At 63.3% G+C, this 20483-nt stretch carries 19 protein-coding genes; 15 read left to right on the top strand and 4 right to left on the bottom strand.

All coding sequences use genetic code 11. The features are described 5' to 3' along the window. Positions 1-40: 40 nt before the first annotated feature. A complete protein-coding gene (locus tag D3261_RS00470) occupies positions 41-1126 on the top strand; it encodes an NADH:flavin oxidoreductase/NADH oxidase (RefSeq protein WP_120067700.1) in 1086 nt (361 codons plus the stop codon). On the opposite strand, the gene D3261_RS00465 is transcribed toward D3261_RS00470, so the two are convergent. After that, positions 1114-2865, bottom strand: coding sequence for a M28 family peptidase (locus tag D3261_RS00465; protein ID WP_120067699.1), 1752 nt, complete (start codon positions 2863-2865; stop codon positions 1114-1116). The two genes, D3261_RS00470 and D3261_RS00465, sit on opposite strands and share 13 nt — an antisense overlap. A 37-nt stretch (positions 2866-2902) precedes the next feature. Here D3261_RS00465 and D3261_RS00460 point away from each other — a divergent pair, with 37 nt between their 5' ends. The 5 genes from D3261_RS00460 to D3261_RS00445 all read left to right on the top strand — a co-directional run bounded on the left by D3261_RS00460 (position 2903) and on the right by D3261_RS00445 (position 8101). Continuing rightward, on the top strand, positions 2903-4063 hold the full coding sequence (locus tag D3261_RS00460; RefSeq protein ID WP_120067697.1) for an amidohydrolase family protein: 1161 nt from the start codon (positions 2903-2905) through the stop codon (positions 4061-4063). Beyond that, a complete protein-coding gene (locus D3261_RS00455) occupies positions 4060-5439 on the top strand; it encodes a M20/M25/M40 family metallo-hydrolase (protein ID WP_120067696.1) in 1380 nt (459 codons plus the stop codon). The genes D3261_RS00460 and D3261_RS00455 overlap by 4 nt, the downstream gene beginning before the upstream one ends. Positions 5440-5817: 378 nt before the next feature. Further along, entirely contained in the window at positions 5818-6489 is a 672-nt protein-coding gene (locus D3261_RS00450; protein ID WP_147464857.1) for a hypothetical protein, read from the top strand. Then, on the top strand, positions 6486-6632 hold the full coding sequence (locus D3261_RS19860; RefSeq protein ID WP_158589308.1) for a hypothetical protein: 147 nt from the start codon (positions 6486-6488) through the stop codon (positions 6630-6632). Before D3261_RS00450 ends, D3261_RS19860 begins: the two co-directional genes overlap by 4 nt. Next, complete coding sequence (locus D3261_RS00445) at positions 6629-8101, top strand: sodium/proline symporter (RefSeq protein WP_120067693.1); 1473 nt, start codon at positions 6629-6631, stop codon at positions 8099-8101. Before D3261_RS19860 ends, D3261_RS00445 begins: the two co-directional genes overlap by 4 nt. Positions 8102-8484: 383 nt before the next feature. Here the strand turns inward: D3261_RS00445 and D3261_RS00440 are convergent, their stop codons facing one another. Further along, positions 8485-9318 (bottom strand): GIDE domain-containing protein, encoded by an 834-nt coding sequence (locus D3261_RS00440; protein ID WP_120067691.1) that lies wholly within the window; start codon positions 9316-9318, stop codon positions 8485-8487. Then, positions 9319-9552, bottom strand: a complete 234-nt coding sequence (locus tag D3261_RS00435; protein ID WP_147464856.1) for a hypothetical protein — start codon at positions 9550-9552, stop codon at positions 9319-9321. Positions 9553-9807: 255 nt separating this feature from the next. Here D3261_RS00435 and D3261_RS00430 point away from each other — a divergent pair, with 255 nt between their 5' ends. Both D3261_RS00430 and D3261_RS00425 read left to right on the top strand, forming a co-directional pair. Continuing rightward, positions 9808-10314, top strand: coding sequence for a hypothetical protein (locus tag D3261_RS00430; protein ID WP_120067688.1), 507 nt, complete (start codon positions 9808-9810; stop codon positions 10312-10314). Positions 10315-11199: 885 nt separating this feature from the next. Next, positions 11200-11589 carry a CopG family ribbon-helix-helix protein gene (locus D3261_RS00425; RefSeq protein WP_120067686.1) on the top strand — a complete coding sequence of 130 codons (390 nt, stop codon included), beginning with the start codon at positions 11200-11202 and terminating at the stop codon, positions 11587-11589. A 55-nt stretch (positions 11590-11644) separates the two neighbouring features. Here D3261_RS00425 and D3261_RS00420 read toward each other — a convergent pair whose 3' ends face one another. Beyond that, complete coding sequence (locus tag D3261_RS00420; RefSeq protein WP_120067685.1) at positions 11645-12091, bottom strand: CopG family ribbon-helix-helix protein; 447 nt, start codon at positions 12089-12091, stop codon at positions 11645-11647. Positions 12092-12198: 107 nt separating this feature from the next. On the opposite strand from D3261_RS00420, the gene D3261_RS00415 reads away from it, so the two are divergent. The 7 genes from D3261_RS00415 (at position 12199) to nikB (ending at position 20482) form a co-directional block, all read left to right on the top strand. Beyond that, on the top strand, positions 12199-13410 hold the full coding sequence (locus tag D3261_RS00415) for a GTP-binding protein (RefSeq protein ID WP_120067683.1): 1212 nt from the start codon (positions 12199-12201) through the stop codon (positions 13408-13410). Further along, on the top strand, positions 13410-14753 hold the full coding sequence (locus tag D3261_RS00410) for a GTP-binding protein (protein WP_120067681.1): 1344 nt from the start codon (positions 13410-13412) through the stop codon (positions 14751-14753). Before D3261_RS00415 ends, D3261_RS00410 begins: the two co-directional genes overlap by 1 nt. Further along, positions 14750-15334 carry a molybdenum cofactor biosynthesis protein B gene (locus D3261_RS00405; RefSeq protein ID WP_120067680.1) on the top strand — a complete coding sequence of 195 codons (585 nt, stop codon included), beginning with the start codon at positions 14750-14752 and terminating at the stop codon, positions 15332-15334. Before D3261_RS00410 ends, D3261_RS00405 begins: the two co-directional genes overlap by 4 nt. Positions 15335-15376: 42 nt before the next feature. Then, positions 15377-16021 carry a cobalt-factor II C(20)-methyltransferase gene (locus D3261_RS00400; protein ID WP_120067678.1) on the top strand — a complete coding sequence of 215 codons (645 nt, stop codon included), beginning with the start codon at positions 15377-15379 and terminating at the stop codon, positions 16019-16021. A gap of 147 nt (positions 16022-16168) precedes the next feature. Then, on the top strand, positions 16169-17758 hold the full coding sequence (locus tag D3261_RS00395) for an ABC transporter substrate-binding protein (protein WP_120067677.1): 1590 nt from the start codon (positions 16169-16171) through the stop codon (positions 17756-17758). 133 nt (positions 17759-17891) lie between these two features. After that, positions 17892-19541, top strand: coding sequence for an ABC transporter substrate-binding protein (locus tag D3261_RS00390; protein WP_199693836.1), 1650 nt, complete (start codon positions 17892-17894; stop codon positions 19539-19541). After that, positions 19538-20482, top strand: coding sequence for a nickel ABC transporter permease (gene nikB / locus D3261_RS00385; protein ID WP_120067675.1), 945 nt, complete (start codon positions 19538-19540; stop codon positions 20480-20482). Before D3261_RS00390 ends, nikB begins: the two co-directional genes overlap by 4 nt. Position 20483 lies beyond the last annotated feature (1 nt).

The raw sequence follows: 20483 nt of genomic DNA, 5'->3' as shown, positions 1-20483 counted from the left end.
GACCGATGTCTTTTATTCGCGACACCGAGTAGAGCGTTCGATGCCCGACCACCTCTTCAGTCCGCTGACCCTTCGCGGGGCCACGATCCCCAACCGGGTGACCGTCTCGCCGATGTGCATGTACTCCTGTGAGGCGCGGGACGGTCTCGCGACCGAGTTCCACCACGTTCACCTCGGAAGCCGGGCGTCTGGCGGGGCGGGGCTCGTCCTGACCGAGGCCACCGCCGTCACGCCCCGCGGACGCATCACCCCCGAGGACCTCGGAATCTGGAGCCCGGAGCACGCCGACGCGCTCGCGCCGATAACTGACTTCGTCAGATCCCAGGGTAGCGTACCCGGGATCCAGCTCGCCCACGCTGGACGCAAAGGCTCGAAGACTCGACCCTGGGAGGGCGGCGCCCCGCTCGGCCCCGACGAGGGCGGTTGGGCGACGCCGGCCCCGAGCGACGTCCCGTGGCCCTCCGACGAACCGCCGGAGCTGGAGGTGCTCACGACCGACCGGATCAAGGCTATCGAGCGGGCGTTCGTCGACGCCGCCGAGCACTCGCTCCGGGCCGGCTTCGACGTCATCGAACTCCACGCCGCCCACGGCTACCTCTTCCACGAGTTCCTCTCGCCGCACACCAACCACCGGGACGACGCCTACGGCGGGAGCTTCAAGAACCGGAGCCGTATCGTGGTCGAGACAGTCGAGGCGATCCGCGAGGTCTGGCCCGCGGAGAAACCCCTTCTCGTTCGAGTTTCCGCCACCGACTGGCTCGGTGAGGACGCCTGGACGGCCGACCAGACCGTTCGGCTCGCCGAGCGCCTCAAACCCGCCGGCGTGGACCTCGTCGACGTTTCAGCCGGTGCGCTCGACCCGACCCAGGAGATCCCCCACACCGGACCGGGCTATCAGGTTCCGTTCGCCGAGCGCGTGCGGTCGGAAGCCGGCGTTCCCGTTGGGCCCGTCGGCGGGATCACCGCGCCGGAATACGCCGACGCGCTCGTTCGCAACGGCCGCGCCGACCTCGTGGTCGTCGGCCGCGAACACCTGCGCGACCCCTACTTCGCGCTCCACGCGGCCGAGAAACTGGGGCAGGAGGATGCGGTCTCGTGGCCCGACCAGTACGACTACGCGGTCTGATCGGACGCGTCGAGGAAGCGGTCGGCCGCGCGCGCGGCCTCCCGCATCGACTCCGCGAGTCGGTTCTTCCCACGCTGGACGCTGGCCTCCGCGAACCGCCGGTCACGCCCGGTTCGATTCGGTAGCTCCTCGGCGATCCTGAGGCTCGGGAGCAACGCGTGCGAGAGCGCGGGGTCGTGTTCGTACGCCGGGCGATCCATGTAAAGCGCGGGATTGAGCCGGTTGGCGAACTCCTTCTGGAGCGCCGCTGCGGCCACCGCGAGGTCGGCGTCGTCGCCGGCGCGCTCGTCGATGACCGCGTTGACGCGCTCGATCCGCTCGCGGAGGTCGGTCGCCTGCTCCTGAAGACCTGTGAAATCCACCTCACCCTCGGCTGCGTCGGCGACCGCGTCGAGCGTCTCGGTGATGTCGTCGACCGTCGCGGTGAAGTCGTGTGGCAGGACGGGCGAATTGCAGATCCGGGAGGCGATCGTCGTGTAGAGCCGCGTCTCCTCGACGAGCACGTCGATGTCGACCTTGTCGCGCGTGTCCTCGGGCGTGTGCCACCACCAGCCGCCGCCGATCGGTCCGCCCTCCTCGGATTCGGGTTCGAGCCGCGCACCCGACAGTAGCGAGCTAACCCCAGCCCCCCAGAACGATTGGTCGGAGTTGCGCGCGGGCCGCCGTGACCCGCCGAGCCAACTGTTCTCGGCCTCTCTGAGGGGCATGTCGGTCGCCACTTCCATCGCGTCGCGGTGTTCCTCGGCGAGTTCGGCCATGTGCTGGAACCAGAGGCCGTCGGCTCCTTTCAGCCCGTTGAGGTCGATGTGGAGGTAGCCGACACCGTTCTCCCGGAGGTCGGTGTAGTGCTCGTCGGCCCACCACGCGCTGCCCGCGTAGCGGCCCGTGGAGTGGGCGGGCCAGAACCCGAAGACGAGGCCGCGCTTCGGCTCCGCGTCGGCGAAGAGCCGGGCGAGTTCGAGCGTCGAGACCATCGCCGTCGCGTTGTCGGTGATCCCTTCGTACCACGAATCGACGTGATTGCCGACCACGAAATACTGGTCGCTCTCGGTCCCGTCGATCCGCCCGACGGCACACGGAAGCGTCGTGAGTTCGGTCGTGACGCGAGTGGTGAGCGTCGCCTCGACCGGTCCCTCGTCGAGCCGTCCGGCGAGCCACTCGCCCGCGTCGTGGCTCACCTCGACGACGGGTAGGTTCGGGATCTCGTCGACCTCGTCGACACCGGGCGTTCCCCAGACCGGCGTGACGATCATCTCGTGGAGTTCGTCGGGGTTGATCGACTGAAAGACGACGCCTTCGACGCCCGCTTCTTCGAGGATCCCGATCGGTTCCGGTGTGGGGAGTCCCGTCGTAAAGGCGATCTTTCCGGCGACGTCCCGACCCGCGAGCGCCTCGGGGGTTACCTCGGGCACGTGGACGAGCTCGCCCACGAGGCCCGACGTGGGAGTGCTCGCGCTGAAGGAGGTCGTGATCGCGTCGGTGATCTCGTGGTGGGTCGGCGTCGTGACCGTCACGGACCCGGATTCGGGAACGCTGACGTAGCCCTCGAACTCGTGGAGTGTGGCGTCGACGCCGTACGATTCGAGCGTCTCGACGACGTACTCGCTCGCGTCCCACTCGTCGTCGGTCCCCGAGACCCGGTCGAGCCCCACGAAGGCGTCGACGTGGCGTTCGAGTTCGGCGGGGTCGACCAGGTCACGGAGTTCCGTCTCTGTCTGTCGGTCTATCGGATCCAGCATGGATACGCTTAATGACCCGTACTGAGACTTAGCGTTTATGTCTGACAGTGACAGGCAGTATATCCGCGCCGCCGGTATCTACGACCCGGATGTCGGGGGGATGGACGGGACCGTTCTCGAGTTCTCGGATGGGACGGTCTGTGCCGTTCGCGACGACGTTCCCCAGAACGGCGAACTGGTGTTCGACACCGAGGGGTACGTCCTTCCAGGACTGGTCGATGCCCACTCACACGCCTCGATCCGACCCGGTGAGGGCGACCAGATCGCACAGATGCGGGCCGACCCCGCCGAACAGGCCGTTCGCGCCGCACACAACCTCCGAGCCGACCTCGACGCGGGCGTGACCACCATGCGACTGATGGCCGCCGAGCGGTATATCGACGTGACGCTGGCTCGATTGGAGCGCGAGGGCGAACTCGACGCGCCACGATTGCTTCCGAGCGGGGTGCACCTGACACCGACGGGCGGCCACGGGAAGGCGCTGACCGCGACGGACGGGCCGGAACAGGTCCGCGACCGCGTGCGAACCAACTACGACCGGGGGGCCCACCACAGCAAGTACTTCGCCACCGGCGGCGTTTCGAGCGATGCGGGTGGCCTCGATACCCCGAACTACACACGCGAGGAGGTCGAGACCATCGTCGCCGAGTCACATCGCCTCGGACTCCACGTCGCGACCCACGCTCACGGCGGGCCGGGAGCGACACAAGCCATCGACTGTGGCGTCGACACCATCGAACACGCAGCGACGCTCGGCCCGGCGGCGATCGACGCCCTCGACGGTGGCGACCAGTTCGTCGTCGGCACGTTCTCGATACTCATGAACCCGGAGGGTATCGAGAAGGGCGACGCCGACAGCCACGCGATAATGGAGAACGTCCGAGACGCTCGTGAGACAGTCCGCGAGACGTGGACTTCGCTCGTCGATAGAGATATCCCCCTCGCCCTCGGCACCGACAGTATGCACGGCAACCTCTACGAGGAGATGCAACTCCTCCGCGAGTTCGGCGCATCGACCGACCAGGCGATCCGGGCGGCGACCAGCGACGCCGCACGCGCGGCGCACATCGACCACCGAGCCGGAACGCTCACACGCGGCAAGAGCGCCGATGTCGTCGTCGTAGCCGACGACCCGCACGAGACCTTCGAGACCCTCGCCGATCCAGTTGCAGTGTTCAAGCGGGGTGTGCGCCAATGAACGCCGCCGTCGACGAACGCATCGATGCCGATTTCGAGACGTCCCTCGACGACCTGTTCGAGCTGCTCGCACAACCCTCCATCAGCGCGACCGACGAGGGCGTCGCCGAGTGCACCGCGCTCGTCGAAAACGCCTGTCGCGAGTACGGTTTCGACGACGTGAAAACCGTCGAGACACCGGGCCAACCGTCCGTCATCGCCCACGCGCGGGCCGAAGACCCCGACGCCGTCCCTACAGTCCTGCTCTACGGGCACTACGACGTCCAGCCGGTGGAGGCCGACCTCTGGGAGACGCCCCCGTTCGAGCCGACGATTCGCGAGGGACCCGATGGAACCGACCGGATCTACGCCCGTGGGGCCGGCGACAACAAGGGTCAGTGGTTCTCACACCTCTGTGCCGTCCGCGCGCTCCGCGAGGCTGGGTCGCTCCCAGTCAACGTGACACTCCTCGTCGAGGGCGAGGAAGAGAGCAGTAGTCCGAACCTCGAGTGGGTCGTCGAGACCCACGCCCACGAACTCGCGGCGGACCTCACCTACGCCGCCGACGGACCGATCGACCCGTCGGGCCGCCCGCACGTCCTCATGGGCGCACGGGGGATGCTCTACGTCCAGATCGACGCCGAGGGACCGAACCGTGACCTCCACTCGGGGAACTTCGGGGGACCAGTGCCGAATCCGGCGTGGGAACTCGTTCGCCTCCTCGGATCGATGAAGGACGAGAACGGTCGGATCGCCATCGACGGCTTCTACGACGACGTCCGTGGGATCACGGATCGGGACCGTGAGGTGCTAGCGGACATCCCGTTCGACGCCGCCGCCATGCGGTCGGACCTCGGTATCGACGGATTCGCCGATGGTCCCGGAGAGTCGCCGCTCGAAAAGCTCCTCTACTATCCGACCCTCAACGTTCCCGGTTTCGGGAGCGGTTACACCGGTGAGGGGAGCAAGACCATCATCCCGTCGACGGCGAGCGTGAAGATCGATATGCGCCTCGTCGCCGACCAAGACCCGGACGATATCCTCACCCGATTCCGCGACCACGTCGAGCGTCACGCCTCCGGGACCGTCGACCTCGACGTCATCAGCCACGGATCGATGACCCCCCAACGGACGTCGCTCGATTCCCCGGTCATCGCGCCGATCCTCGACGCCGTTGGCGAGACGTGGGACAACGATCCGATCCTCAAACCCTCGCTCGGTGGGTCACTGCCCACGTACGTCTTCGAGAACCATCTCGGTACCCCGTGTGTCGTCGTTCCATACGCGAACGCGGACGAGGACAACCACTCACCGAACGAAAACTTGGCCGTGGAGCGCTTCCGAACCGGGATCCACACGACCGCACACGTGCTGACGAACCTCGAACGGTCGCTGTGATCCGTCCTAGACCGTACTGAACGGGCACTCACCGATCGCACGCGCACCTTCGTGAGCATCCACGTGGTTCGGTACGGGGCTGTCCCGCTATCGGCTATCACCCCGGTGGTACTATCGACGAGCGGCGAGATCGACTCCATTCAAGTGACAATTTCGCGTCCGATTCGCCAGACAACACCACGAATCGGGGTGATCGCCGACCGATCCCTGCCCATTGCAAAAGAAACGTTTATACTATTGGTCTTACTCACCACGGTATGGCTTGCCAGTGCGTGGGCGAGTTTATATAACACGATGATGCAAACACTACACCTCTCGAATCGGAGACGGGTTCGTTCGTTTGCTCTCACCGCGATCGTCTTGGCGGTCGCAGTGGGTATGAGTTCCAGTGGCGTCGTTGCACAGAGCAGTGCTGCGCCGTCGGTGACGCTCAGCGATGCAGACGTGACCGTTGAAGCATCGCCGTCGACGAACGACGTTCGCGGGACGTACAGACTACAGGTAGCATCCGTCGGCAGTGGTGATCAACGACTCACGGCACTCACCGGAACCGTCTGGTCGTTCCCTGGAAGGGGTATCTCGGATTTCACTGCAGTGGTAGATGGCCAACGGGTCGACGCCACGACGGAGAGAAACGGGGAAGTCGTCGACGTGTCGATACCCGTGAGGAACGTGGAGAACGGGGATACCGTGACGCTGCGCGTTAGCTACTCGGCCACCAACGCGAACGGCGCACTCAAAGTCCCGTTGTTCGTTCCGGACTACGCAACCCCTGGCAGTGCCAGCGTCGTCGACGTGACGACGACACTCCCTCAGGGGACCCAAGCCCAGGGTGACGTGTTCCCGACGGTCCAATCCTCGAACGGGAACGTACTGACCTTCTCCCTCCTTCACGTACCGGGATTCATCTACGCGACTTACGGGGACGGGAGCGGTTCGATGCTGACGACGAGCAACGTTATGACGGTGGTCGGATTGTTGATCATCGTCGGATTCCTCGGTGCGTTCCTTCGCTACGACCGGAACGTGACACGTGGTGATATCGAATGACCGTCCTTGGCATGATCATACCCGTCGTCGTGATCGGATTCGCGATGGCGGGCGCCGCGCTCGCCTGGGGATACCTCCAGGAGGACGAATCGTGGATGGGAGTCGAGACGAACGACACCGAGAGCACCGGAGGGGACCGATGAGTCCCGTGCTCGGTGCCGTCGGGCCACTGTTCCTCGCCATCGTCTTCGTGTTCTTCCTGGTCGTTCTCGGGATCGGCTACTACGGCTACCGGACAACGAATACTGAGGACGACTTCCTCGTTGCGGGTCGGTCGATCGGTCCGATCGTCGGCGGAACCACGCTGTCGGCGACGCAGATGTCCGCCGGGACGTTCATCGGGACCATCGGTGTCCACTACCTGACCGGCGTCAGCTACGTCTACATCTGGATCGGGCTCTGGCTCGGTTGGCTCGTCTCGCTCGTGTTCGTCGCCCCGAAGATACGTCGGTTCGGAGAACTCACAGTGCCCGATTTCCTCGTAGCTCGGTTCGGCCGTGGCGGACGTAGCGACGATTACTTCCGTGCACTCTCAGCGGTGCTCATCTTCGGTGCGTACACGGTCTACATCAGTGCACAGTACACGGGTGCCGGGCTCGTCTTCGAGTCGATGTTCGGGGTCTCCCGGAACACTGGAATGATCCTCATGGTGGTTATCGTCCTCATCTACACGACGCTCGGTGGGATGCGCGCGAGCGCACTCACCGACTTCGTCCAGTTCATCATCATGTTGGCGGGGGCGGTCGTTGCTCTCCCGCAGATCTTCCAGTACATCGGCGGATTCGAGGCACTCAACGCGACCCTCACGGCGGTTCAGCCTTCGCTTACCGGGTGGGGATACACACCCATCGAAGTGGGAACGATCGCTGCTGCGTTCGGGTTCGGGATGATCGGTGCGCCCTACGAACTCACGCGCGTCTACTCGATGCGGGACGAAAAGACCGTTCGTCAGGCGATCGGTTTGACCCTGATCTATCAGGTCATCATCGCGACCAGCGTCGCACTCATCGGAATGGGAATGCGCGTCATGTTCCCCGAACTCGGCACCCCCGACCTCGCGAGTATCATCATGAGTATCAATGTACTCGGTCCGGTTCTCGGTGCGATGGTCGTGACAGCCATCCTCTCCGCGATGTTGAGTACTGTCGACTCGATCATGATCGTCTCCGCGGGTGCGCTTGCACACGACCTCTACGCGCAACTCCTCAACCCGAACGCCAGCGAACGCCGAAAACTATGGGTGAACCGACTGAGTACCGTGGTCGTCGGTGTCGTTCCGTTGGTCCTCGCGCTGACACCGGGTGTCTTGGGGGGGTTAGTGCAGTTCATCGTCATCCTCCAGACGGCGCTCATCGGCGCGTCCTTTTCGATCCCGGTGCTCATCGGGCTGAACTGGAAGCGAGCGAATCTCTGGGGAGCCGCACTCGGGATGGTCGGTGGCTTCCTCACGGTGATCGTTTGGCACTTCCTGCAAAGCGACCTCGCCGGTATTCTCTCCCAGATCGACCCGGTCGTTCCGGGTGTCATCGTCAGTCTGCTGGGGCTGTTCATCGGGTCGTACGCGACTGCGCCACCGGAAAGCGAGCGATTGGAGCGCTTCTTCGATATTTGAAGAAGAAGCGGCTTTGTTCCCTCCTTACCGGGTTTGTATTCCCGGTGGAGGATCGGATCGGCACGACCTTTTCGGCACCACCCGAAACAATCCCGCAAGGGAGTAATGATTACACTCGCTTTCACACGGAAGAGGAACATCAAGTAGACAGCTGCGACCAGTACGCTACATTCGTGATCTCCTTTCGATGAGCTACACAAGGTACTGACAGCGGATGGTCTCCCTCAGATCGGCTGCGTACGGGGAACCGGGGTGGCGCTCGACTTGCGGAACGAGGACAGTCGAGAGAACCGTGCTGGTCTTCTTCGGGGAGAGTATTGCCGAAGCCACTCATGCCTCGACGGCCACCGATTTGCTTGCTTTCGACTTTGCACTACGTATCTCTATATACTAAATACAATAATTACAGTAGCGAGTATGATCGTGCCGGACGTCAATCCGAAAAGTGATCGTCTTACCACACGAGAGAGCGCCGCTTGCTCAGTACCATCGGCAAGGAGAAACGGCGATCGCCCCAGCACTCGGTTCGTAGCTCGTTCGATGAGCCCTTGTCTACTTGTCCGACCGATGACCGCGTTTATCTCGCCTGCCGAATCACTCACGGTGGGGTCGGAACCTGCTGGACCGAGAACGTAGACGGATTCGCCTGGATCCAACCGGTATTCCGTGTACCGTCGGTCGTTACTAGCTTTGATCGAGAACCCCCCGATCTCTATACTGGAGAGGGCAGAGAGGCCTTGAGTGATGGTCGAGGACGGTTCCTCGCCAGGACGGTTACGAAATACTCGCTGCGCATCGAGTCGAAGGCGCGCACCATCAGGTTCGACCAGCACACTTCCCGTATCGTCTTCGATGCGGAACGGGACGCGTTCATCCCCTGCATCGATCGTCTCCCAATTCGAGCCACCGTCGTCACGACGGAGCTCTTCGATTTCGTACTTGTACACGACGCACTCAGTGTCAGTGAACGGCGCGCGTAACGAGTCACTCTCTATACGGACGGTACCCTTGAGCTCAACCACACCTGGGTGATTGGCAACGGAGGCAACTGTATTCGTCCGTGTGGTGTACATCCGGTAAACCATCCGCAATTCCATGAGTCCGTAGCCGAACGCGCCGAGACTGACCAACAACGCAACCGTAAGCAGCAGTTGCTTTCCAGGGTCCGTTGGCAATACCAGATTAGCGATGGTCAGCGAATGCATGAAATCAATCATCTATACCACCCGTGTGACGAGTACTCCCGAGAACACGATGCTCTGGGCAGCATGAAAACGCACGAACTCACGGTCGTCGACAACGCAGAAAGTAATTCCTGTGACGAGCCACAGAACGGACGATAATGCTCCCACGACGTTGCCGTCTAATCCGCTACTCCGTTGTGTTTCGGTCGCCGGTACGGTGACGGTCTCGTCGCCGCCTCCGTCGATTGCCTTCGCATTGCCTGCCATTGTGGTCCCTTGTGACTGCACGTCTGGATAGTCCGCACAGTCGTTCTCAGTATCGCGCTATGACAATCTATAGTAACCGTCTGAACGCAGTTCACGGCGTGAGAGTGTCTCATCGGATGAACAGCGGTACCTCCACCCCGTCCGGTTCCCAACCTTGCAGCTCGAAGTCGCCATGGGTGCCAGTAGTGCGGTTGAGGGGACGCATTCGAGCATCAAACCAGCGTCTCTATACATCCGTCAGGACATTATCCGACAATGGAGAGAAACAGGATACGAAGTCTCCAGTACTTTGGAGCAGTGCTCGTTCTCATCTCAGTAGCCGTTCACCTCTGGTGGGGGTTGCCGCGATTTCTCATCTATGCTAACCCACAGACACTCAATTTCTATCTTCAAACCGGCGGGTTCCCTGACCCTCGACCGTTTCTGTTCCTCGGTCTAGTGCTCGTAGTCCTGATTTTGGGGATCGCTGTATGGCGCGGCCTGATCGAAAACCAGACGGTCTACATCGCTATGATCGTCCTGATGGTGGGTTCGGTCGTGGGGTGGGCGCTCTGGCATACGGTCCTCAACCACGGAGTCGTGTTGACCTCGTCGAACGCAGCGGCCACTGAAGGGCACGAGGGAACCATCCTCGGAACGCTGCTCACACATTTCATTACGGTTCCACTCGAGGGAGGGACGAAACTCGTCGAAATCATCGCCGTTTTGGTATTTAGTCTGCTCGTACGAGCTGATCCACGGCCAGCAGAAGCCAAACACTGACCAGGGACCGATGTGACCGCAGTCGGTCACATTACGAAGTCCCTTACAGGCGTGACCCGTGGCCCAGAACGTGGTGGCTACCGGATGAATTCGGCTGTTCTCACTGCAGCAAACGCTACGAGCCCGAATACGGCCACAGCAAGCACGAACTGGTACAATGGAAGAGAAGCGGCGTCGTGGCTCGCATGCCCAGCGTGCAGCGGGACCAAAACCAGCGCGGAGAACAGAAATTGTAGCGGGTCCATTTAGAAGCCCTACGTGTCGACCGATACTTATTGTTGACGTCCAGCGTGTCTGCTGGTTCTCGATGAGGGTTGAGATGGCCTCGGGTTTATCACCGAGTACGAAGCGCCGATCCAGTAGTTATCTCCGATCATGGTCGTGGAGGCCCGATAGCGGGGGTCCAGCAACGATGGAGGTGCATCGCTCACTCTCCAATGTTCGTTGTTTCGTAGCGGAAGAGTACTGTGAACCATTCGTGAGTCCGCGATTTCTAGGACGAGCATCTTCGCGTTCACCTACTAAATCCCGCCGACTCCCCTACTCACCTCACAGTGGCCTGCAGCTTCGTGATTGTCGGTAAATCCACCGACTCGCCGAAACGAACGTTCTGATATACGCGAAATTCGTCTACTATGCGCCACGAGAGAAGTAGTGGCGTATGGTCTTCGTCATTATCATCTGAGTGCTCATGTGGGACCATTGGTACACCTCTCCCGTTGGTCTGGCACAAGCCTACCGTAGATGTACACTTCTATATCTTACAGGATACAAACACTCTGATCATTCCTTATCCAGATGGGTAGATAGGTCGTACATACCGCTAGTGGCCGGGCGGGATCGAATACTAAAGGCTAACACATCTATAGGCGTAGATAGCAACCGATGAGAACGAGCTTCAGCATCCCCGATGAGCTTGTGGCGGAGTTCGACGAGACGTGGCAATCCGAGGGATTGGAGTCACGTTCGCGTGGTGTTCGCGAAGCGATGCAGGAGTACGTCGAATCACACGTGCGTCTCGAGGCTGTTGATGGCGATATCGTTTCGATAATCAGTTTTGATTACGCCTACGAGCCCGTGATCGGGGCGCTCCACGGTGTCCAACACGATTTTCAGGACGTGATCACGACGACGAATCATATTCACGAGGGAGAGTGGTGTCTCGAAACGCTGTTCTGTCGCGGTGCTGCGAGCCGGATTCGTGAACTGGTGTACGCGCTCCGGGATTTCGACGACGTAAATCGAGTGAACATCACGCTAACCCACACGGTTTGACATCCTCCCCGCCCTAAAGGACGGGGTTTTGCGCCTGTCTTCCACATAACCCCGATCACCCTACGAGAGAATGCTCGTCTTCGGCTGCGGTCGATGGGAATTCGTTCGGGGAAACGAGGAGGTGGTCAACCGAGTTGATGTCGGAAACTGCACGTGTCTTCCGAATAAACGTCGAAATATCTGCCATCGATCCGTCGAGGACGAACACCTCCATACAGTAGGATCCATCGGTATGGCAGTGGTCGTTCGAGACGACGAGGCCGTCGTGTTCATGGCGAAGTTGCATCAACCGCTGTTCAACGTGGGGGAGTCCATAGTCGTACAGAGCGAGCACGACACTCGCCAGCTTCTCGTCCTCGTGTCGTTCATTCTCGAACTCGCTGAGTAGGTTTCGTGCCCCTTGCCGGACGACTTCGCTCCGACCGGAGTAGCCGTGGTCATCCGCGAACTCGTCGAGCTTCGTTACGAGCACAGCTGGCATCGATATACTGATGACTGACATATGGTTTCCCTCTCCCTGACGAACCGTATATCTTGTTATGAAAGGCATACACGTTGCGTAATAATTAGCATTAAGTGGCCCCGACTTCATAATCGAATCGATACTACATGAGTCAGCGACCAATTCCAGTCACGGTACTGAGTGGAAGTCTCGGAGCAGGCAAAACGACCACCCTGAACCACATCTTGAACACCGACCACGGGCTCGACGTCGCGGTCGTCGTCAACGACATGGGCGAGGTGAACGTCGACGCCGGGCTCGTCGAGCAGGAATCCGAGCTCTCCGAGGAGAACGAGGAGGTCATCGAACTCTCGAACGGCTGTATTTGCTGTCGGCTCCGCGGGGACATGCTCGACCAGGTCGGCGAGCTGGCCGAGCGCCGCGACTTCGACTATCTCCTCGTCGAGCCCTCGGGCATCAGCGAGCCGATCCCGGTCGCTCAGACGTTCGCTCGTGGCTTCGAGGATGCGGAATTCGATCCAACAGGGGTCTACGAGCTCGACACGATGGTCAGCGTGGTCGACGCGCACAGCTTTTGGACGGGCTTCGACTCCGGTCAGGCACTCACCGATGACACCGTCGAACCCAACGACGAGCGCGTCCCCGAGGAGGCGCTCATGGACCAGATCGAGTTCTGTGACGTCCTTCTCTTGAACAAGTGTGACCTCGTGCCCGACGAGGAACTCGACGAGATGGAAGCGGTACTACAGGCGCTTCAGCCACGCGCGAAGATCATCCGGACGGAACACGGCGCGGTCGACCCGACGGAGATCCTGAACACGGGTCGGTTCGACTTCAGACACGCCAGCCAGTCCGCCGGCTGGAAGCGCGAACTCCAGAGCGGCCACGACCACGGGGACGCCGCGGCCGAACATGGTGTCACCTCGTTCGTCTTCGACGCCGACCGACCGTTCCACCCAGAGCGGATCGCCGACTTCCTTGCGACCCTCCCGGATGGCGTGATCCGCGCGAAGGGTTTCTTCTGGTCGGCGGGTCGCGAGGACATCGCGATGGGGATGGACAAGTCCGGCCAATCTGTCCGAGCGGGCCCCAGCGGAACGTGGCTCGCAACGCTCCCGGAGGCCGAACAGGAGCGCTACTTCGCGGCGCGACCCGGCATCGAGGAAGACTGGGACGACGAGTGGGGCGACCGTGGTGTCGAACTCGTCTTCATCGGCCGCGAGTTCGACCAGGAGTCGCTCATCGAGCAACTGAACGACTGTCTCCTCTCGGCGACGGAGATGGACGAGGACTGGAGCCGGTATCCGGACCCGTTCGGGGCCGACGAGCAGCGCGAGCTGGCACTGGCCGACGACTGATGAGCGCCGACGACCAGCCCCCGGTCACGCTCCTGAGCGGCGGCCTCGGGGCGGGGAAGACGACGCTACTCAATCACCTCCTCACCGTCGGCGGCGAGCGCTACGATATCGCGGTGCTCGTCAACGACGTCGGCGAGGTGAACGTCGACGCCGACCTCATCGAGAGCGGCTCCGACCTCTCGGTGGACGATGGTGGCATTACGGCGCTCTCGAACGGCTGTATCTGCTGTGGGCTCCAAGACGAACTGGACCAGGAGCTCATACGGCTCGTGCTCGACGAGGAGTTCGATTATCTGGTCATCGAAGCCTCGGGGATCAGCGACCCGGTTCCGATCGCCGGGCGATTCGTCTCCCCAGCGCGGGCCTCCGCGCTCTACGACCTCGATACGACCGTCACCGTGGTGGACGCCGAGCAGTTCCACCGCGCGTTCGTCGAGGACGAGCCCCTGACGCCGGCCGAGAACGGCACACGGCCGCTCTCGGACCTGCTCGCCGAACAGGTCGAGTTCTGTGACGTCCTCGTACTCAACAAGTGCGACCTCGTCTCCGAGGCCGAACGCGAAGCGGTCGAACGTGTCATCCACACGCTCCACCCGGACGTAGAGATCGTCCGAGCGACCAACAGCGCCGTCGACCCGGACCGGATCCTCGGAACCGGACGGTTCGACGAGGAGGCGGCGAGCAACGCCGCACGCTGGAAACAGATCATCACGGATGACGGTCACGAGGACGGCGGTGACCACGACGAGGAGCACGGACACGACAAGCACGACGACCATGCTCACGAGCACGAGCACGAAGACGACGAGAACCACGGGCACGACCACGGTCACGACGACGACCATCACGACCACCTCCATCCGCCCGAGGAGTTCGGCGTCGAGTCGTTCGTCTACGAGCGCCACCGACCGTTCCACCCCGAGCGGTTCCACGATTGGCTTCGCTCGTTCCCCGATTCCGTCGTCCGCGCGAAGGGTCATCTCTGGGTCGCCGGCCGCGAGCGCTACGCGCTCAACCTGAGTCAGGCCGGCGTCGAGACCCACGTCGACGTCAACGGTCGGTGGGCGGCCACGCTGCCCTCGTTCCAACAGGAGTCCTACCGCGAGTCCCGGTCGGACCTCCACTGGGACGAGGAGTGGGGCGACCGCGAGACGAAACTCGTCTTCATCGGTGCGGGGATGGACGAGGCCGGAATCGCCGAGGCGCTCGACGACTGTCTGCTATCGGACGCGGAGCTGGCGGCGGACGACGAGTGGGAGCGGTTCGAGAACCCGTTTCCGGGGACGATGGAGCAGTCCCAGCCCCCGATGGAACAGCGCCTCGTTGTCGGAGGACGACAGTGAGCCGGACTCATCCCGATCTGCCGGCGGTCGAGGACCGACGGACGAGCGATGCCGACGGCCACGACCGCATCGACCCCCTCGGCGTGGCCATCGTGACGGTCTCGTCGTCCCGCGGGGCCGACGACGAACCCGATCCCGAAGACCCCAGCGGCGACGCCATCGCCGATATCCTCGCCGATGCGGGCCACGTCGTCACCGCTCGCCAACTGATTCCGGACGACTACGTCCGGATCAAAACGGCCGTGAGCGGGTTGCTGGACCGCTCGGACATGGATATCGTCATCACCACGGGCGGGACGGGCGTCACCGTCGACGACGTTACCCCGGACGCGGTCGGGGAGCTCTTCGACCGCGAACTCCCTGGGTTCGGCGAGGCGTTCCGGTGGCTCTCCTGGGAGGAGGTGCGGACGCGAGTCGTCTCGACCCGCGCGACCGCGGGCATCGCCCGTGACGTGCCGGTGTTCGTGCTCCCCGGGAGCGAGAACGCCGTTCGGCTCGCGACCAGCGAGATCATCGCCGCGGAGGCACCACACCTCGCCGGGCTCGCGACACGACACACGAGCGGGAGCGACGATGGCTGACGTAATGGAACCACTCCCGCTCCCGCCGGAGGGGTGTGTCGCGTGACTCTCTACGGGATCGGGCTCGGACCGGGTGCGGCCGACCTACTCACGGTTCGGGGCAAACGAGTGCTCGAATCGGTCGCCGTCGTCTACTCCCCGGGTCGGCTCTCCCGCCGGGTCGCCGCCGAGTACGTCCCCGAGTCGACGCTGAGCGACCTCGAATTTCCGATGACGACCGACCCCGAGAAACTCCGAACCGCATGGAGCGCGGCGGCCGACGAGGTCGCCCCGCGTGCGCGGGCGGACGACGCCGCGTTCGTCACGCTCGGCGACCCCTGCATCTACTCGACGTTCGGCCACCTCCGGCGAACCCTCGAATCGGACCATCCCGATGTCGAGATCGAGATCGTGCCGGGTGTCAGCAGCGTGACCGCGTTCGCGTCGATGCTCGGTGTCGATATCGACGCCGGCGGCGAACTCGCGCTCCGCGAGGCGACCGACGGTGCGGCACCCGTCGGTCCGGATCGACTGATCCTGTTCAAGGTGACCGACGCGCCGACGACCCACGAGAAGCTGACCGAGGCGGGCTACGACGTGACCTTCGGTCGACGGCTCTTCATGGACGCCGACGAGACGCTGATCACCGACGACCCCGACGCGGTCGCCGACCGGGATTACTACACGCTGGCCTACGCGGAGCGGTAAGCGGACTGAGGTAGTTCCACTGGTCGATGTTCCTCTCCGTCGACCCGGCTCTCGGTCCGGTACTGTACGATCCCTCCCTCACCGAGTTGTGAATAAACGAGCTTTGTTTAGTAAGAGTTATTAGAAGCACAGCGTAGATTGTTATCCATGAAACGGCGATGGTCGAGACGGGAGCTGATCGCCGGCCTCGCGACTGGAACCGTCGGGGCCGTCGCGGGTTGTAGTAGCGCGGAGTCGGGCTCGTCGGAGACCACCGGACGGACGAACCGGACGTCGACGTCGAGTCCGTCGACCGCCACGTCCGGGGAGTCGTTCACGGTCGCGGTCGCCGACGACCCGACGAAGGCGAAGTGGGACCTCTACGACGGTATCGTCCCCTACTACACGCACGTCTTCGAGCCGCTCGTCGGTGTCTCGGCGGAGATGAAACCCGTACCGCTGTTGGCCACCGACTGGAAGGCCGTCGACCGGACGACGTGGGAGTTCTCGCTTCGGGAGGACGTGTCGTTCCACAACGGCGACGCGCTCACCGCCGACGCCGTGGTTTCGTCGTTCGAGACGGTTTTCGAGAACTGGTCGTGGGTTCCCGAGTGGATCGGCGTCGAACCGGACGGCGTGACGAAGCGAGGCGCTCATACAGTGCGCTTCGAGACGACGAACCCGTTCCCCGCGTTCCCGGGAACGATCTCGCACAACTACTTCGGTATCCAGCATCCCGACACCGACGACCCCGTGGGAACGGGGCCGTTCCGAGCGACGGGGACCGACGAGGGCCGGTCGGTCACCCTCTCCTCGTTCGACGGCTACCGCAATGGAGCACCGGCTCCGTCGGAACTCACGTTCCGCTACGTCAAGGATCCGAACACTCGCGTGCTCTCGCTGGAGAAGGGGACCGTCGACGTCGCCTACGAGGTCCCCAAGAGCAAGGCCCCCTCGGTCGACGACGCAGCCAAGACAGCGATAGAGACACAGCTGGGGCCCGAAGCCGGCCTCGCGGCGGTCAACCTCTACAAAGCGCCGACCGACGACGAAACGCTTCGCCAGGCGCTCAACTGGGCGGTCGACCAGGAACGACTCGTCGAGAGCGTGCTGAACGGTATCGGCGAGCCGGCTCGCGGACCGTTCTCCTCGGCGATCCCGTGGACGATCCACGACGAGCTCCCGACCTACGGTCCGAACCGGGAGAAGGCGAGCCGGCTCGTCGAGCGGTCGGACTACGACGGTGAGACGCTCTCGATCCTCGTCAACAGCGAGAACACCGACGACGCGACGATCGCCGAGATACTGAAGAGCTGGTTCGACGAGATCGGCGTCACCAGCGAGATCCAACGGATCGACCCGGCGTCGTTCTACGACACCTTCACGTCGGGTGGCGGGCATCTGGCGCTCGTCGGGTTCGGCTCCAACAGTGCCGCCTGTGATTACCTCGTCCGGGCGATGTTCCACTCGACCGGGAGCGACAACCGGAAGCTCCACGAGAAGAACGGCACTGGCGTCTACAACCCTGGCAAGGCGGTCGACCGGCTCATCGAGCAGGGCTACGAGGCGAAGACGCTCGCGAAGAAACGTGAGTACTACGGCGAGGTACAGCGGCGCGTCGTCGAGACGGGTGCCGTGGTGCCGCTGTACTACAACGAGTACGTGCTCGGTCGACGGGCGACCGTCGCCGGGGTCGGGATGCATCCGCTGAGCGCGATGGTCGGCTGGTCGAACCTCACACGGGACGTGAGCGCGTGATCTCCACGAATCGAACGTGGGCCGACCCCCGAAGGTCGACCGTCGATAGCTGTCGTCTACCGATCAGCATCGAACAGCACGGGCTGCACGCAGCCGCGAACCACCGACGAACGAACGGAGACCACGAGAAACGATGACTCGACGAAGTCACGAACTCAGTCGACGGGACGCATTGAAGGGCGCGACGGCGGGCTTCATCGGCCTCGCGGGATGTAGCACCAGCCAGCAAAACGGAGCGAACAGTTCGACGTCGACGATGTCCGGCGAGCAGACGACGTTCCGTCTCGGGACGCAGTGGGACCCGGACAGCATCGACCCGCTCGTCAAGGGCTGGATGCTCCGGAAGCTGAACGTCATCGAACCGCTCACGACCGCGGGCTACGACGCGTCGGTCGAGCCCGGTCTGGCCACCGAATGGACCGCGAGCGACGATGGCCGCACGTGGTCGTTCACCCTCAGAAAGGGCGTCTCGTTCCACGACGGAACGCCGTTGACCGTCGATGCTGCCGTCGCCTCGCTTCGACGGAGCTTCGACTCGGAGTCGCTGTCGAGCCTGCCGGTGAAATCGATCGCCGCCGCCGGGGAGCGCACCATCGAGATCGAGACGACCACGCCGTACGCACCGCTGCCGGCCCACCTCACGCGCCCGCCGACCAGCATCGTCGCGGCGAGTTCGTACGAGGACGGAGACGTCACCGAACCGGTCGGGACCGGCCCCTTCCAGTTCGACTCCTGGGAGCAGGGCACGCGGATCACGGCCGTCTCGAACCCTGCCTATCGCGGGCGGACACCGGCGATCGATACGCTGGTCTACGAGAGCGTGCCCGACCAGCGAACGCGGCTGCTGAAGCTCGAAAACGACGAGCTCGAGATGGCACGGGCACTCTCGGGGTCGGCGGTCGAGACCCTGAAGAATCGGGACGGGATGAAGCCTGTCACCTACGCGCTGCCCCGGACCCGCTATCTGGTCTACGACACGACCTCGTCGCCGTTCGACGATCTAAACGTTCGCCGTGCGGTCATGCACGCGATCGACCAGCAGGGAATCGTCGAGAGCGTGCTGAACGGACTTGGACCGGCCGCCGTCGGTCCGTTCCCGCCGAAGGTAACGGACTGGGCGAACACCGACCTCGAACCGTATTCCTACGAGCCCAATACGGCGAAGCGACTCCTCATGGAAGCGGGATGGAAGCCGGGCGAGAACGGCCGAGAGCGGGACGGAGAACCGTTGCAGATCGACCTCTGGACCTACGACAACTGGGAACTGCCGCTCGTCTCCGAGGCTGTCCAGGCTCAGCTCTCGCGGGTCGGGTTCGACGTCAGCCTCGAGGTGATGGATTACAGCACCGTCGAGGAGCGCGCGACCGACGAGTCGTTCGACCTCGTGATGTGGGCGAACTCGCTGCTCTGGTATCCGGACCCCGACCGGCTCACGGACTTCGTTCACTCCGAGGACGCCACGATGTTCAGCGGCTACGCCAACGACCGGGTCGATAAGCTGCTCGCGGAAGCGAGACGAGCTACGGACGCCGACGAGCGCAAACGCCGCTACGACGAGGTCCAGGCCATCGTCCAGCGGGACGTCCCGATCGGCTGGTTGACCTATATCACCAATGTCGTCGGGCTGGACGCCGACATCAGGGGGTACAAACCGTTACCGACCGAGACCTGCTATCACCTCGAGAACATCGAGTTCGGGGCAAGCGGGACCGGCCGTTCGGCCGGGACGAAACCAAACGGCTCGAACGCCACTCGACGGAACGTCTCGGAGCCCGGCGGATGAGTCGGTATCTCCTGAAGCGACTCGGGACGACGGTGCTCGTGCTGGTCGGCGTCTCGCTCCTCACGTTCAGCATGACCGCGCTCACGCCGGGCGATCCCGCCGTGGCCGCACTCACCGAGCAGATGGGCCACCAGCCATCCGAGCAAGCGGTGGCCGCGTTCCGCACGGAGCACGGTTTGAACCAGCCGTTCCCGCTCAGGTACTCCGATTGGGCGATCGACGCGCTGGGCGGCGACCTCGGGCAGTCCTACAGCTCCGAGCAGACCGTAGCCTCGATGATCGAACAGCGGTTGCCGAACACGCTCGAACTCGCCGCCGCGTCGATGGTGATCGCGCTCGGCATCGCGGTCCCGGCCGGTGTCGCGAGCGCCGTGAACCCCGGCGGTCGCATCGACTACGCGGCCCAGTTCGGTGCGCTCGTCGGCGTCTCGATGCCGAACTTCTGGCTCGGCTACCTCCTCATCATCGTCGCGGCCCTCTGGCTCGACCTGTTCCCGGTCGCCGGCTCCGGCGGTCTCGACCACCTCGTCCTCCCGGCGGTGACGCTCGGGTCGGGCATGGCCGCGGTCATCGCTCGGTTGGTCCGGACGACGATGCTGGACGTTCTCGACGCACCCTACATCCGGACCGCCCGTTCGAAGGGGCTCCGCGAGCGGATCGTCGTCTACAAACACGCCCTGCGGAACGCGCTCGTTCCCGTCGTGACGATCGCCGGGCTCCAGTTCAGCTACGTCCTGAACGGGGCGGTCATCGTCGAAGCCGTCTTCCAGCGACCGGGGCTGGGGACGCTGCTCGTCGACGCGATTTTCGCGCGGGACTACCCCGTTATCCAGGGCGCGACGCTGCTGGTCGGCGTCATCTTCGTGCTGACCAACCTCGGGGTCGACCTGACCTACCGGTATCTCGACCCGCGGATCGACCGCCGGGGTGAGCCGGCGTGAG

The organism is Halococcus sp. IIIV-5B (assembly GCF_003602035.1).
GTDB classification, from domain to species: Archaea; Halobacteriota; Halobacteria; order Halobacteriales; family Halococcaceae; genus Halococcus; species Halococcus salsus.
Note: the sequence above shows the minus strand (reverse complement) of the source record. Positions and strands in the feature narration are given on the sequence as shown.